The following is a 14,124-nucleotide window of genomic DNA, read 5'->3' as shown; positions in this document are numbered from 1 at the left end:
ACCCACTCGTCGCACGCCCGACATCGCGGGGAAACAGTGGCTGCATAGCGTCCGGAGCACAGGGAAACCACCGCTCGAAGGGGACGCCATGACGACCACGAAGCCCGCGCGCACCACACCGACCGAGGACGGCGTCGACACCGTCCCACCACTCGCCAGGCTCCTCCCGCTCGGACTGCAGCACGTGCTCGCGATGTACGCGGGCGCGATCGCCGTCCCGCTCATCGTCGGCGGCGCGCTCGGCTTCGACAGCGCCGACCTGGCCTTCCTCATCAGCGCCGACCTGTTCGTCGCGGGCCTCGCCACGATCGTGCAGTCGGTCGGGTTCTGGCGCTTCGGGGTCCGGCTGCCGCTTGTGCAGGGCGTCACCTTCGCCGCCGTCGGTCCGATGATCGCGATCGGCTCCGAGCACGGGATCACCGCCGTCTACGGAGCGACCATCGCGTGCGGGGTCTTCATGGTGGTCGTCGCGCCCTGGTTCGCGCAGCTCGTGCGGCTGTTCCCACCGATCGTCACCGGCACCGTCATCCTGATCATCGGTCTGTCGCTGATGAGCGTCGCGGCCGGATGGGTCACCGACGGCGGGAAGGACGGTGCCGCCGACCCGCTCGACGTCGCGTTCGCAGCCGGGGTGCTGCTCGCGATCGTCCTGGTGGAGCGGTTCGCACCACGGGGGCTCGCACGGGTGTCGGTCCTGTTCGGGCTCCTGCTCGGCACCGTCGTGGCGCTCTTCGTGCCCGGCATGGTCGACGGCTCGGGCATCGGTGACGCGGGCTGGTTCGCGTTCGTCACGCCGTTCCACTTCGGCCTGCCGACGTTCGACCTCGCCTCGATCGTCTCGATGCTCGTCGTCGGGCTCGTCATCATGACCGAGACCACCGGCGACATGATCGCGGTCGGCGAGGTCACCGGGCGTCCCGTGTCGAAGCGCACGCTCGCCGACGGTCTGCGCGCGGACGGACTCGGCACCGTCGTCGGCGGGGTGTTCAACACGTTCCCGTACACGGCGTTCGCGCAGAACGTCGGGCTCGTCGCGCTGACGGGGGTTCGCTCCCGGTACGTCGCGACGGCGGCCGGCGGCATCCTCGTGGTGCTCGGCCTGGTGCCGAAGGTCGCGGCGGTCGTCGAGGCGATCCCGCACGCGGTCCTCGGCGGCGCCGGTGTCGCGCTGTTCGGCATGGTGGCGGCGAGCGGCATCCGCACGCTGTCGAAGGTGCGGTTCGACAACCGGAACGTGCTCGTCGTGGCGCTGCCGCTCGGGATCGCCCTGCTGCCGACCGTCGCACCGGAGATCTACGGCCAGTTCCCGACCTGGTTCACGCTGGTCTTCGACTCGGGGATCTCGGCCGGAGCGGTCGCGGCGATCCTGCTCAACCTGCTGCTCGGGTCGCGCTCGGTGCAGGAGCGGTTCGGCGAGGACCCGCTGGTCAGCTCGCACGACGGGGTCCGCTCGACGGCCCCGATCGCCCTCCCCACCGAGGCAGAAGCGCACTGACGGCTCGAAAGTGGCCCGCACGGGACCTAGACGAAGGCGGGCAGGTGCTCCCACGCCGTGGGGGCATCTGCCACGCCGTCCCGGACGACGGTGCCCTCGATGAGCCCGTACGGCCGGTCGGCGGCGATGAACACCTCGTTCTCGTTCGTCATGTCGAACGGCGACAGGTCCACGACGAAGTGGTGCTTGTTCGGCATCGCGAACCGCACCTCGGCGAGTTCGGGTCGGAGCTCGATCGCCGCCCGACCCATCTCCCACAGGGTCTGCTGCAGGGCGAGGGAGTGCACCGTCGCGAACTGCTCGAGCATCACGGCGACGACCTCCTCGTACAGCCCGTCGTAGTCGATCCCCGCCTCGACGGCCGCGGGCAGGTACCGCCACCGCGCCGTGACCTCGGTCGCCATGATGCGGTCGGTGGTCTCCGGCAGGGTGGTGAACCGTGACCGCGGGAACCCGTGGAATTCGGACCCGGTCGACTTCAGCACGACCAGGTCCTTCACCCCGCCGGTGACGTGGCGCTCGCCACCCTCGACGTGCACGGTCGCCAGACGGGTGCCCGTCCCGGTGCGGCGGAACGAGTGGTCGTGCGGCTGCCCGTCGACCGTGATGCGTTCCCACGGGTGCACCTCGGCCTGCCAGAGCCCGCCCTCGACCCAGTCGAACTCGCCCGTGAACTGGTCGGCGAGCAGGGCGAGGAAGTCCTCGGGAGCGCCGACCCCGTGCTCCTTCGCCAGCGCGAACACGGTGTTCTTCTGGGTGTCGGTGGCCACGATCCGGGAGTTGTCCCCGGCCGTGAAGGAGCCCGCGAACGCCTCGCCGACGAGCTGCGACGTCACGGTGAGGTCGGCGATCTCGTGCCGGTCGCCGTGCCGGGTCACGCGGACCAGGCGGTTCTCGGCCTTGCCGTACTTGTTCGGTCCCAGGTGGACGGTCGTCTCCGGCATGGGTCAGCTCCCTCGGTAGGTGCTGTGGGCGAAGGGGCTCAGCAGCAACGGCACGTGCAGGTGGTCGGTGCCCGTGACGGTGAACGCCACGGACACGAACGGGTGGAAGGTCGGGACACCGGCAGCGGCGAAGTACGCCCCGGTCTCGAACCGCAGCACGTGGTCGCCGCGCGGGAGCACGTCGGGTCCGAGTGCCGCACGGCCGTCCCCGTCGGTCGTGCCGGACGCGATGACGGTGCCGTCGACGGTGCCGTCGACGGTGCTGAGCGTCAGGCCCACGCCGACCGCCGGGGTGCCGGTGGTGGCGTCGAGCACGTGGGTGGTCAGGTGCGGCACGCCGAAGGTCGACCGGATGCGGTGCAGGGCGATGTCCGCGAGGGCTGCCACGGCTTCCTGCGTCTCGGTCGACGGGTCGTTGCCGAGCCGCCGCTCGAGTTCGGCGAGGAGTTCCTCGGGGCTCCGCCCGGCGGCCCGGACGAGGAACACGCGTCCGAAGCGCTGCTCGTACCGGGCGTTGCCGTCGGCGATGCGTCCGGCGACGTCGTCCGCTGCGGTCCGCATCGACGACTGTTCGGACGCGGACGCGGCATCGGTCGGCCGGTCCCCGATCCGCGGGTGGTCTCCGAGGGCGCTGTCGAGCTCGGACGCTCCCCACGACGCGGCGAGCGTCCGGGCACGATCGAGCAGCGACGGCACGGAACCGAACGGGCGCGCGGCGACGAGGGCGTCCACCCACTCGGGCACGTCGGCCCACCCCCGGACCACCGCTGCGGCATCGGGGGCGGTCGCGTCGTCGAGGTCGCCGAGGTCCATGTGCCGAGGCTATGGAACGCCCGTTTCACCCGCGTTACCGGGCGGTTTCCCCCGCAACGCGACCCGCGGCTCTGAAACGGTCGCGTGTGACGGCCTGGAGGCGCGTGGCGGCCCCGCCCCGCGCCTCCAGGCCGTCCTGCAGGGGCGTCGGGGACTAGACCTCCGCGGCGAAGGACGCTGCGCGGAGCTGCAGGTCCTCGATCCGCCGCAGGCGGGCGGCCTCGACGTCGTAGCCCTCGTAGGCCGGCGGCGGGAGCTTCCGGACGTTGCGGGAGCACTGGAAGTCCTGGCACACGAGGGTGCCGACGGTGTTGCCGTTCCGGCCGGCGGGCCCCGACCGCTTCGCGCTGTAGAACACGACGTCGTTCGGCAGCTTCACGTCCTGGCACCACGAGCACTGCGCCCGGGACCGGGACGAGGCCTCGGCCTGCCGGAACAGGATGCCGATGAGCGGACCCTCGAGCGTCGGCACGACGGCGTACGCGCGCCGACCGATCTTCGGGTCCCGCCAGCCGAGGAAGTCGAGGGCGTCCCAGTCGATCGTGTCGAAGTCGGTGGGCAGGGTGATGTCGGACGTCTCCTTGCGGGAGGCGTTGACGAAGGACGTGCGGAGGGTCTTCTCCGTGATGGGGAGCATGGTGGTTCGCTTTCGAGCAGACCCGGGGTGTGCGGACGCACACCGCACCGGGCGGAGGAGGTCAGGGTTCGACGAGGGTGGCCGCGCCCGAGGGCACGACCAGGGGCCTCACGCCCTGATGCCGGCGATAGGGGCGCCGACCACCTCCTGGAAGCTCACCCGACCAGCCTACGTCGACGTGTCAAGCCGTCGACGTGCCAGCCGTCGACGTGCCAGCGGTCGACGTGCCAGCCGTCGGCGCCCTCGTCGGTTCCGCGGTGACGAGGACCAGCGCCCCGTCGTAGGACGGGCGGATCCGCAGCGCTCCGTGCCGCCGGTCCCACTCGCCGGACTCCAGGGCGGTTCGCAGTGCGGCGACCGAACGCCTCGCGGTGAGCTCGTCGACGAAGCTCCAGGCCGAGTTCGCCGCACGGGCACCGGGGTTGAGCAGCCGTTCGGGGCGGGCGTAGTACGCCTCGGAGAACCCGTCGACGCAGGTGAAGGGGATCGGCAGCGGGGTGCTCGTCACGGTGTCGGTGGGCAGTGCGTCGGCGATCCGGCCGAGGGCGGGGTACCGCCGGGCCTCGGTCGCCATGACCTCGGGCGCGTACTCGGCGAGCCAGTAGTCCTCGACCCGGCTGGGGTCGCACGTCAGGATCACGATCGGGCCGCGGGTGACCCGGCGCATCTCGGCCAGCCCCGCTTCGAGGTCGCTCCACTGGTGCACGGAGAACGTCGTCATCGCGGCGTCGAACGTGTCGTCGGCGAACGGCAGGTGCTCGGCGGTGGCGTCGATCGCGGTGGGCAGGGTGTCCGGCCGCTGCGCGCGCATCGTGGCCGAGGGCTCGACCGCGGTGACCTCGCGGTCGGTCGGTTCGTACGACCCGGCGCCGGCGCCGACGTTGAGCACGGTCCGTGCGTCGCCGAGGGCTGCGACGATCGCCCGGGCGAAGGTGGGTTCCGGGCGGCGGTACTGCCGGTAGCCGTCACCGATGCGGGCGTAGTCGGCGTCCCCCGCTGATCCGTCCGTCGTCCTCGTCACGCTTCCACCCTACGGTCGGGTGCCGCCGAACGGGCCTCGGCGCGGGTCAGTCGACCGACTCGGACTCGGACTCCGACTCGCGCAGTGCCGCGTACCGCTCGGCGCGTTCGGTCGCGGCCCAGCTGCCGAGCAACGCCAGGGACCGCTCCGACTCGCTGCCGGGCTCGGCCGAGTACGAGAACATCGTCAGGCCGGGGTCGGCGACGAGGTCGAGTGCCTCGAACACGAGCTGGAGCTCCCCGACGATCGGGTGGCTGATGCGCTTCTTCCCGGTGCGCTGCAGCCGGACGTCGTGCGCGGCCCACCAGCCGCGGAACTCCTCGCTGCGGGTGGACAGCTCGCCGACGAGCGTGATGAGCCCGGGCTCGCAGGGGTTCGACACCGCGGCGGCGCGGAGCACGGCGACGGCGTCCTTCGCGGTCTGCGCCCAGTCCGGGAAGAACTCCCGTGCCGCCGGGTCGAGGAACGTGAAGCGGGCGGTGTTCACCGGTCGACCGGGCCCGGCGAACATCGGCGAGTAGAGCGCCCGGCCGAGCTCGTTCGTCGCGACGACGTCACCGCGCTCGTTCCGCACCCACGCCGGTGCTCCGGTGATGGCGTCGAGGAGCCGCTGCACGCCGGGGCGGACCCGGGTGGGCACGTTCCGGTGCATGGTCTTGACGCCGGAGTTCGCCAGCCGGGTGAGGTCCCACAGGTGGACGCGTTCGTCCTCGTCGAGCTGCAGGGCACTCGCGAGCCCCTCGAGCACGCTGTCCGAGACGCCCTTCAGCGATCCCCGCTCGAGCCGTGTGTAGTAGTCGACGCTGACGCCGGCGAGCATCGCGACCTCGTGCCGACGCAGGCCGGGCACGCGTCGGACACCGCCACCGAACGACGGCATGCCGACCTGCTCGGGGGTGAGCCGCGCCCGCCGTGAGGACAGGAAGTCGCGGATCTCGTTGCGCACGTCGATACCCATGGGGAGAGCGTACGTGGCGGTCCTGGCCTCCCGGCAGGCACCAGCGGTACCCGCCTGCGAGCCGGGAGGCCCGTGGCGGGCCCGCACCGCGCCTCCCGACCGTCAGCTGGTCGCGTCCACGGCGATCCGCACGCGCGCGACACGGTGACCGTCCATGGCGGTCACCTCGATGACGTGGTCGCCCACGGCGACGACGTCGCCGACCTCGGGGATGCGGTCGAGGGCCACCTGCACCAGGCCGCCGACGGTCTCGTAGTCGCCGTCGGGCAGGACCGGTCCGCCGTCGGCCGCCAGGTCCTCGAGCACCGTGGCGCCGTCCACCCCGTCGTGCTCGGCGGTGGGTTCGTCCCACTCGTCGCGGATGCGTCCGACGAGGTCCTCGAGCAGTGCCTCGAGCGTGACCATCCCGGCGCTCCCGCCGTACTCGTCGACGACCAGGGCGATCTGGTGCCCCTCGGTCCGCATGTCCGCGATCGCACTCGACAGCGACTTCGTCTCCGGCAGCGCGAGCACGGGACGCACGAGCGTCGAGACGGCCGCGTCGGGGTCCGCCGGACGGAGGAGGTCGCGGAGGTGCACGAAGCCCTGGACCGCGTCGCGCGAACCCGAGGTCACCAGGTAGCGCGTGTGCCCGGCCCCGATGGCGTGGTCGGTGGCCGCGGCGACGGACAGCGTCGCGTCGATCGTCGAGACGTCGTACCAGGGACGCATCGACTCGCGGAGGATGCGGCCGTTGGCGTCCAGCGCACTCCGCGCGATCCGGCGGCCCTGGGCATCGATCGCGTCGTGGTCGTCGACGAGGCCACGGAGCTCCTCGGTGCTCATCGACTCGCTGCGGGCGTTCGGGTCGCCGCCGAGCAGTCGCACCACCAGGTCGGTCGAGGTGGACAGGACCCAGATCACCGGGCGCATCAGGGTGGCGAAGCGGTCGAGGGTCGGCGCGACGGCCATCGAGAAGCCCTCGGCGCGCTGCAGGGCGAGGCGCTTCGGGACGAGCTCGCCGAAGACGAGCGACAGGTACGCGATCACGAGGGTCATCGCGACGAGGGCGACAGCCTCCGCTGCGCCCTGCTCCAGCCCGAGGCCGGTGAACAGCGGCGCGACGTCCGGGGCGATCGACGATGCGCCGTACGCGGCCGAGAAGAAGCCGGCGACCGTCACGCCGATCTGCACGGCGGACAGGAACCGGTTCGGGTCGCGCCCGAGCTCGGCGACCCGAGCGCCGCGGCTGCCGCGACGCTCGAGCTGCTGCAGCTGTGACTCACGGAGCGAGACGAGTGCGATCTCGGCCGCGGCGAACACCCCGCCGACGAGCACGAAGAGGATGACGAGCCCGAAGGCGATCCAGGTGTCGACGCCCATCAGCGGGCGGACTCAGTGGATCGGCGACGGGCGGGCGGTCTGTGGGGATCGTCCATGCCTGTGACTCTGCACAGGGAAGCTGATCAGGCGGTGAGGGAACGCCCGATGCGAGCTTGGAGCCATGCCTCGGGATCGATCGGCGTCACGCCGTCCATGAGGACCTCGAGGTGCAGGTGCGCGCCGGTCGAGACGCCCGAGGAGCCCACCAGGCCGATGAACTGGCCGGCGTCGACCTCGTCCCCGACCTTGAGCGGCGAGGACCCCGGGATCATGTGCCCGTAGAGGGTGGAGACCTGGCGACCGTCGATTACGTGGTCGATGATCACCGCGTTGCCGTACGAGAAGTACGTGCCGGAGACGCGGACCGTGCCGGCGGCGACGGCGCCGATCGGCGTACCCATGCCCGGGGTGAAGTCGAGGCCCTGGTGCAGCGACGAGCACGCGCCGCACGGTGCCGAGCGGTAACCGAAGCCCGAACTCATCTTGACCGGGCCGGGGAACGGCGACCGGACCGCTCCGCCGTAGGACACCGACGTACCCGCCGTGCCGTTCGAGCCGCCGCCGACGGTGAACCCGTCGCGGTCGAGGCCCGTCGCGGTGACCGCCTGGGTCACTGCGTAGTCCTGGGTGCGCACGATCGGCGCGATGGTGGAGGTGGCGATCGAGGTGCCGGCGGCGGCGTGCGCGGGCATCGCCGACGCGGCGAACATCGCGACGGCGGCGACGGCGCTGGTCAGCGTGATGCGGCTGGCCCGGTTCGAGCGGATCCACCGGGTGGTCCTGGGCGTCCGGCCCGCACGTGTCGGCTGCTGCCGGGAGGCGCGGGTCGGCACCGCCACGGACGTCGCCACCGCGGGGCGGCGCACGACGTGGGTGATCCGGGCGTCGACGTGCTCGGTGGTCGCACGGGCTGCGGTGGCGCGACGGCCGGGCTTGCGCTCGGGCTTGCGGGCGGCTGCGCGCTCGGGCTTGCGGGCGGCTGCGCGCTCCGCCTCGAGGGCAGCACGACGGGACAGGTGCACGACCGGAGTACCGGGCTGCGGGTCAGAATCGGGTGCTGTCGTCGTCATGGCCGTCCACCATTCTGCACGACTCTGTCCTCTTGTACAGACCCTTTCGTGATCTCTTCGTTACCGGAGGACCTGGGAGCCCCCTGACCGGCGGGGGCTCCGGCGTCCCCCGAGCACTGCTCCTCGGTAGCGTCGGGGGAAAGCGACGGAAGGACCCGCACCATGGCCCGATCGCCGCGTGAGCGGCACGAACCCATCGACCTCCGGTCGGCCGGGGTCGTGCTCGCGGGGACCCAGGAACTCCTCCCGGTGCTGCGTTCGGCAGCGGTCCGGGCCGGTGTCGATGCCGCGCGGATGCGGGTCGTCGGAGTGGACGACCCGCCCGACCCGGACGAGACCGGCACCGCGGAACTGGCGGTCATCGCGATCCGCCGCCCCGGGGACGACCCCGCCTTCCACCGTGCACAGGAAGCGGCCGAGCGCATCGCGCCGCTCTTGGCCCCGCACGCGGTCCGTGTCGTGGTGACGGTGTCGCGGGTGACCCGGCTCGCGCCGAAGCTCGAACGGACCCTGACGTCCGAGGTGCTGCACCAGCTCGGTGCGGCGGCAGCCCCGTTCGGGCTCGAGCGGCCGTTCCGGAACCTGCGGATGCGCCTCGGCCTCGCGGGACTGCGTGCGGCCGGCGTCCGGGTGTTCCGCATCACCGCCTGACGCCCACCTGCGGAGGGCCCGGGCCCAGGCTCGGGCGAGCGCCCCGCGGCGTCACCGGGTCGGCGCCCCGCGGAGCTCGAGGGCGATCTGCTCGGCGTCGAGGTTCTGCAGCATCGACTCGAGCACCTCGGCGTCGAACGTGCCGTCGTCGCGGGCGTCCAGGATCGCCGACCGCTGCGCCTCGAGCACGGCCAGGCGCCTGGACTTCTCGCGCCCCATCCACGCTCGGAGCTCCGCCGGGTCGGCGGCCTCGAGTTCCTCGCGCGTCGCCGGACCGGCCTCGCGCGTGCCGGGGACCTGCTCGGCCGCGTCCCGCATGAGCTCGAGCAGTCGCCGCCGTTCCTCGGTGTCCTTCGCGGCCGTGTCCGTCGCCGGAGCGGCGATGCGACGGAGCAGCGGACCGATCGTGCCGCCCTGGACCACGAGCGACAACAGGGCCACCGCGAACGCGATGAACACGAGCAGGGAGCGATCAGGTGCCGGGTGGGCGCCGGTGGCCGGCAGGGTCTGCGCCGCGGCGACCGTCACTGCACCACGCATGCCGGCCCAGATGACCGTCGTGCCCTCCCGCCAGCCGAGCGGGGCCCTGGTGAAGTACGCGATGTCCGCCAGGGTGCGGCGGATCCGCACTGCGAACCGGTCGAGCTCGCGCTCCGAGGGGGCGCGGTTGCCGGGTCGGTGCTCGCGGATGGTCTCGCTCATGGCGTCCCGGTCGCTCGCGTGCATCTCCTCGAACCGGGCCTGCAGCCGCTCGCCGCGCTTGGCGCTCGCGGAGAGGGCGAACAGGAGCGGGACGACGTAGGCGGCGCGGACGAGCACCGTGAGGACGAGCGCGCCGACCGCGATGAGGACCGCGGGGCCGACGCCGGTGTGTTCCGCCTGGACGTCGTGCAGGACCGACGACAGCTGGAGTCCCATCGTCAGGAACACCGCTCCTTCGAGCACGAGCTCGATCGTCTGCCAGTTCTGGGCATCCGACAGGCGGTGGCCGGGTGGGAGCTTCCGGGGACCGACGATGCCGGTGAACAGCCCGGCGACGACCGCGGCGACGAGCCCGGAGCCCTGGAGCAGTTCCGTCGGCACCGCGGCGATGAACGGCACCGCGAAGGACAGCGCCGTGTTCACCGCGGCGTTCGGGACGCGGGAGCGGACGGCCACGTTCGCCCAGCCGACGAACCAGCCGATCACCGCGGCGATGGCGACGGCCTTCGCGAAGTCGCCGAGTGCGCCCCAGAACGAGAACGAGGCGGCGGCCGCGGCGATGGCGGTGCGGAGCAGCACGAGTGCGGTGGCGTCGTTGAGCAGGGACTCGCCGTCGAGGATCGCGATCACCCGTCGGGACACCGAGGTCTGCTTCACGATCGAGGTGGCGACCGCGTCCGTCGGGCTGACGATGGCGCCGAGGGCGATGCCCCACCAGAACCCGAGGCCCGGGATCACCCAGGCGAAGAACAGCCCGAGCACGACACTGCTGGCGACGACGAGCAGCACCGAGAGCCCGCTGATGGCCCCGAACTCGCGCCGGAAGTTCATCGACGGCATCGAGACCGCGGACGAGTACAGCAGGGGCGGCAGCACCCCCGCGAGGATCCACTCCGGGTCGATCTCCACGTCGGGGATCCACGGGAGCAGGCTCGCGATGATCCCGACCACGACGAGCACGAGCGGCGCCGCGACCCCGATGCGGGGCCCGAGCACGGCCGCACCGGCGATGGCGACCAGGGCGATCACGCCCACCACGAGGAGTTCTGTCACGCCCCCAGGGTGGCACCGCCGGAGCGATCAGGTGGCGTCCGGTCCCGGACTGTGGACGGCACCCGCCTCCACCGCGTGGTGTGGAGGAACAGTGTGGGCGACGACGGCGACGCTCCCGACCGCCAGGACGAGGGCCAGGGCTCCGGCCGTGCACGCGGTGCCGATGCGCCGGAGTCGCGAGCGGGACGCCCGGTCGCGCGGTGCGAAGCGGGCCAGTCCCCGGCGCGGTTCGGGGCCGACGAGCCACGGGCCCGAGCCGTCCGCGTCGTAGGAGAACGGGCCGGAGCCGTCGGGTGCGTAGCGGTACGGCCCGCTGCCGTCCGACGCGTAGGCGGACCGCAGGTCCTCTGCGGTCCAGCCGAAGTCCTCCGGTGTCTGACGTGTCGTCGCCATGATCGCCCTCCTGCGGCTCTGGAACTGCGGAAGACCAGTCCACCGGGCGTTCCTATGTGTCGCCAGTGCGCCTCCAGGACGTCAGCCGAGTACCTGCCGGACGAAGGCCGCAGCATGTATCTTGATGTCGAGACATCCTGCGCCACGAGTACCGTGGACGTACCGACGGTCGAACAAGGGAGTACCCGCCAGCATGGCCAAGATCATCTACACCCTCACGGACGAGGCGCCGTTCCTCGCCACCCACTCCTTCCTCCCGGTCATCCAGGCCTTCGCCGGCACCGCGGGTGTCGACGTCGAGACCCGCGACATCTCGCTCGCCGGCCGGATCATCGCCCAGTTCCCGGAGCGGCTCACTGCCGAGCAGCGCATGGACGACGCCCTCGCCGAGCTCGGCGAGCTCGCGAAGACCCCCGAGGCGAACATCATCAAGCTGCCGAACATCTCGGCGTCGATCCCGCAGCTCAAGGTCGCGATCAAGGAGCTGCAGGCGCAGGGCTACGACCTGCCCGACTACCCCGACGAGCCGAAGACGGACGAGGAGCGCGACGCCCGCGCCCGCTACGGCCGCGTCCAGGGCAGCGCCGTCAACCCGGTGCTGCGCGAGGGCAACTCCGACCGCCGTGCGCCCCTGTCGGTGAAGAACTACGCCCGCAAGCACCCGCACCGTATGGGTGCCTGGTCCGCCGACTCGAAGACGAACGTCGTCACGATGGGTGTCGACGACTTCCGGTCCAACGAGCAGTCGTGGATCGCCCCTGCCGACGACGTCCTGACGATCACCTTCGTCGCCGAGGACGGCACCGAGCAGGTCCTCAAGCAGTCGATCCCCGTCCTGCAGGGCGAGGTCATCGACGGCACCGTGCTGCACGTCGCCGCACTCGAGGCCTTCCTGAAGGACCAGATCCAGCGCGCCGCCGCCGAGGACATCCTGTTCTCCGTGCACCTCAAGGCCACGATGATGAAGGTCTCCGACCCGATCATCTTCGGCCACGTCATCAAGGCCTTCTTCCCGTCGGTGTTCGAGCGCTTCGGTGCCGACCTCGCCGCCGCGGGTCTCACCCCGAACGACGGCCTCGGCTCGATCCTCGCCGGCCTCGACGCCCTGCCGAACGGTGCGGAGATCAAGCAGGCCTTCACCGACGGCATCGCCGCCGGTCCCGAGCTCGCGATGGTCGACTCGGACAAGGGCATCACGAACCTGCACGTCCCGAGCGACGTCATCGTGGACGCCTCGATGCCCGCGATGATCCGGACCTCCGGGCACATGTGGGGCCCGGACGGCGACGAGCACGACACCCTCGCCGTGATCCCGGACTCGAGCTACGCCGGCATCTACCAGACCGTGATCGAGGACTGCCGCGCGAACGGTGCCTTCGACCCCGCGACGATGGGTTCGGTCCCGAACGTCGGGCTGATGGCGCTGAAGGCCGAGGAGTACGGCTCGCACGACAAGACCTTCGAGATCAGCGGCTCCGGCGTGGTCCGCGTGACGACCGCCGCCGGCGACGTCGTCATCGAGCACGACGTCGAGCCCGGTGACATCTGGCGTGCCTGCCAGACCAAGGACGCCGCGATCCGCGACTGGGTGAAGCTCGCCGTCACCCGTGCCCGCGCCTCGGAGACCCCGGCGGTGTTCTGGCTCGACGAGACCCGTGCGCACGACGCGAACCTGATCGGGCTGGTCCGCCAGTACCTGGGCGAGCTCGACACCGAGGGCCTGCAGATCGAGGTCCTGTCCCCCGAGGACGCCATGCGGTTCTCGCTCGAGCGCATCCGCCGCGGCGAGGACACCATCTCCGTCACCGGCAACGTCCTGCGCGACTACCTGACCGACCTGTTCCCGATCATGGAGCTCGGCACCTCGGCGAAGATGCTCTCCGTCGTCCCGCTGCTCGGTGGCGGTGGACTGTTCGAGACCGGTGCCGGTGGGTCCGCCCCGAAGCACGTGCAGCAGCTCGTGCAGCAGAACTACCTGCGCTGGGACAGCCTCGGCGAGTTCCTCGCGCTGGCGGTCAGCCTCGAGCACCTCGCCGGTGTGACGGGCAACGAGCGGGCGAAGATCCTGGGCGAGACGCTCGACCGTGCCACCGGGACCTTCCTCGAGCAGGACAAGTCCCCGGGCCGGAAGCTCGGCTCGATCGACAACCGTGGCAGCCACTTCTACCTGGCGAAGTACTGGGCGGAAGAGCTCGCGGCGCAGACCGAGGACACCGACCTGGCCGCGTCGTTCGCCGAGATCGCCGGCAAGCTCGACGCACAGGAAGCGCAGATCGTCGAGGAGCTGAACAGCGTCCAGGGGCACCCGGCCGACATCGGCGGCTACTACCGTCCGGACGACGCCAAGACGAGCGCGGTCATGCGCCCGTCCGCGACGCTGAACGCGACGCTCGCCGCGCTCTGATCGCGCACCCATGACGGGACGGGAGGCCCGGTGCCAGCTGGCACCGGGCCTCCCGTCCCGTCCGTGGTCGCGACCAGGGCCGCGCATCGTGAGCAGAAATGGTCGGGTCCGCATCACGAACCCGACCATTTCTGCTCACGAAGTCACGTGCCACTCACGACGCGACGCGGGGCGGGCCGACGACCAGCAGCCCCGAGAAGACGAGGGCGACCGCCACGACTCCGATGCCGGCGGCGACCGCTGGCCGGCGCACCACGAAGAACAGCAGGCGGTCCCAGAACCCCGAGTGGGCGTCCGCCGAACGACGCCAGGGGCCCTCGAGCATGCCGCGCCGGGCGACCGCGACCTCGAACGGCACCGTCGCGTACGGCACGACGGCGCTGACCCACCCGAGCAGCAGCGCACCGACCGACCAGCGCTGGTTCACCGCGACGACCGTGGTGACGACGAGGTACGCCAGGAACACGAAGCCGTGCACCCCGCCGCCGATCCGGACGCCCCAGTCGCCGGCGTCCAGGCCGTACTTCAGCACCATCCCGGCGATGAGCATGGTCCAGGTCACGAGTTCGGCGACCGCGGCGGCACGGAACAGGGTGCGGGGAGTCATGCCCACATCGTCGC

At 71.7% G+C, this 14,124-nt stretch carries 13 protein-coding genes and 1 pseudogene; 3 read left to right on the top strand and 11 right to left on the bottom strand.

From position 1 onward, the window contains the following. Positions 1-88: 88 nt before the first annotated feature. Positions 89-1,495, top strand: coding sequence for a nucleobase:cation symporter-2 family protein (locus EDF19_RS07690; protein WP_260217013.1), 1,407 nt, complete (start codon positions 89-91; stop codon positions 1,493-1,495). A 26-nt stretch (positions 1,496-1,521) separates the two neighbouring features. On the opposite strand, the gene pucL is transcribed toward EDF19_RS07690, so the two are convergent. The 8 genes and pseudogenes from pucL to EDF19_RS07650 form a co-directional block, all read right to left on the bottom strand. Beyond that, entirely contained in the window at positions 1,522-2,439 is a 918-nt protein-coding gene (gene pucL / locus EDF19_RS07685) for a factor-independent urate hydroxylase (protein ID WP_123680311.1), read from the bottom strand. 3 nt (positions 2,440-2,442) lie between these two features. After that, positions 2,443-2,775: a hydroxyisourate hydrolase gene (gene uraH / locus EDF19_RS07680; protein ID WP_123680655.1), complete on the bottom strand. Its 333-nt coding sequence runs from the start codon at positions 2,773-2,775 to the stop codon at positions 2,443-2,445. Positions 2,776-2,793: 18 nt separating this feature from the next. Continuing rightward, positions 2,794-3,252: pseudogene (uraD, locus tag EDF19_RS07675) on the bottom strand (2-oxo-4-hydroxy-4-carboxy-5-ureidoimidazoline decarboxylase); the annotation flags it as partial. A gap of 154 nt (positions 3,253-3,406) precedes the next feature. Continuing rightward, a complete protein-coding gene (locus EDF19_RS07670) occupies positions 3,407-3,889 on the bottom strand; it encodes an FBP domain-containing protein (RefSeq protein WP_123680310.1) in 483 nt (160 codons plus the stop codon). A gap of 181 nt (positions 3,890-4,070) precedes the next feature. Beyond that, positions 4,071-4,910, bottom strand: coding sequence for a class I SAM-dependent methyltransferase (locus EDF19_RS07665; RefSeq protein ID WP_123680309.1), 840 nt, complete (start codon positions 4,908-4,910; stop codon positions 4,071-4,073). 46 nt (positions 4,911-4,956) lie between these two features. After that, positions 4,957-5,868: a helix-turn-helix transcriptional regulator gene (locus EDF19_RS07660; protein WP_123680308.1), complete on the bottom strand. Its 912-nt coding sequence runs from the start codon at positions 5,866-5,868 to the stop codon at positions 4,957-4,959. 102 nt (positions 5,869-5,970) lie between these two features. Continuing rightward, positions 5,971-7,230, bottom strand: a complete 1,260-nt coding sequence (locus EDF19_RS07655) for a hemolysin family protein (protein ID WP_123680307.1) — start codon at positions 7,228-7,230, stop codon at positions 5,971-5,973. 83 nt (positions 7,231-7,313) lie between these two features. Beyond that, entirely contained in the window at positions 7,314-8,300 is a 987-nt protein-coding gene (locus tag EDF19_RS07650; protein ID WP_148071056.1) for a M23 family metallopeptidase, read from the bottom strand. A gap of 162 nt (positions 8,301-8,462) precedes the next feature. On the opposite strand from EDF19_RS07650, the gene EDF19_RS07645 reads away from it, so the two are divergent. Beyond that, positions 8,463-8,951, top strand: a complete 489-nt coding sequence (locus EDF19_RS07645) for a hypothetical protein (protein WP_123680305.1) — start codon at positions 8,463-8,465, stop codon at positions 8,949-8,951. A gap of 51 nt (positions 8,952-9,002) precedes the next feature. On the opposite strand, the gene EDF19_RS07640 is transcribed toward EDF19_RS07645, so the two are convergent. Beyond that, on the bottom strand, positions 9,003-10,706 hold the full coding sequence (locus EDF19_RS07640) for a sodium:proton antiporter (protein ID WP_123680304.1): 1,704 nt from the start codon (positions 10,704-10,706) through the stop codon (positions 9,003-9,005). Positions 10,707-10,733: 27 nt separating this feature from the next. Further along, a complete protein-coding gene (locus tag EDF19_RS07635) occupies positions 10,734-11,099 on the bottom strand; it encodes a hypothetical protein (protein WP_123680303.1) in 366 nt (121 codons plus the stop codon). A gap of 193 nt (positions 11,100-11,292) precedes the next feature. Between EDF19_RS07635 and EDF19_RS07630 the strand changes: the two genes are divergently transcribed. After that, positions 11,293-13,503 (top strand): NADP-dependent isocitrate dehydrogenase, encoded by a 2,211-nt coding sequence (locus EDF19_RS07630; protein ID WP_123680302.1) that lies wholly within the window; start codon positions 11,293-11,295, stop codon positions 13,501-13,503. Between the two features lie 154 nt (positions 13,504-13,657). Here the strand turns inward: EDF19_RS07630 and EDF19_RS07625 are convergent, their stop codons facing one another. After that, positions 13,658-14,110: a DUF3817 domain-containing protein gene (locus tag EDF19_RS07625; protein ID WP_123680301.1), complete on the bottom strand. Its 453-nt coding sequence runs from the start codon at positions 14,108-14,110 to the stop codon at positions 13,658-13,660. Positions 14,111-14,124: the final 14 nt, after the last annotated feature.

This window comes from Curtobacterium sp. PhB115, from assembly GCF_003752025.1.
Classification (GTDB): Bacteria; Actinomycetota; Actinomycetes; order Actinomycetales; family Microbacteriaceae; genus Curtobacterium.
Note: the sequence above shows the minus strand (reverse complement) of the source record. Positions and strands in the feature narration are given on the sequence as shown.

Bases quoted from the DNA above. Each gene is read 5' to 3' on its own strand.
- EDF19_RS07635 (WP_123680303.1), bottom strand. From the start codon at position 11,099: ATGGCGACGACACGTCAGACACCGGAGGACTTCGGCTGGACCGCAGAG.
- EDF19_RS07660 (WP_123680308.1), bottom strand. From the start codon at position 5,868: ATGGGTATCGACGTGCGCAACGAGATCCGCGACTTCCTGTCCTCACGG.
- pucL (WP_123680311.1), bottom strand. From the start codon at position 2,439: ATGCCGGAGACGACCGTCCACCTGGGACCGAACAAGTACGGCAAGGCC.
- EDF19_RS07690 (WP_260217013.1), top strand. From the start codon at position 89: ATGACGACCACGAAGCCCGCGCGCACCACACCGACCGAGGACGGCGTC.
- EDF19_RS07670 (WP_123680310.1), bottom strand. From the start codon at position 3,889: ATGCTCCCCATCACGGAGAAGACCCTCCGCACGTCCTTCGTCAACGCC.
- EDF19_RS07655 (WP_123680307.1), bottom strand. From the start codon at position 7,230: ATGGGCGTCGACACCTGGATCGCCTTCGGGCTCGTCATCCTCTTCGTG.
- EDF19_RS07630 (WP_123680302.1), top strand. From the start codon at position 11,293: ATGGCCAAGATCATCTACACCCTCACGGACGAGGCGCCGTTCCTCGCC.
- EDF19_RS07625 (WP_123680301.1), bottom strand. From the start codon at position 14,110: ATGACTCCCCGCACCCTGTTCCGTGCCGCCGCGGTCGCCGAACTCGTG.
- EDF19_RS07650 (WP_148071056.1), bottom strand. From the start codon at position 8,300: ATGACGACGACAGCACCCGATTCTGACCCGCAGCCCGGTACTCCGGTC.
- EDF19_RS07645 (WP_123680305.1), top strand. From the start codon at position 8,463: ATGGCCCGATCGCCGCGTGAGCGGCACGAACCCATCGACCTCCGGTCG.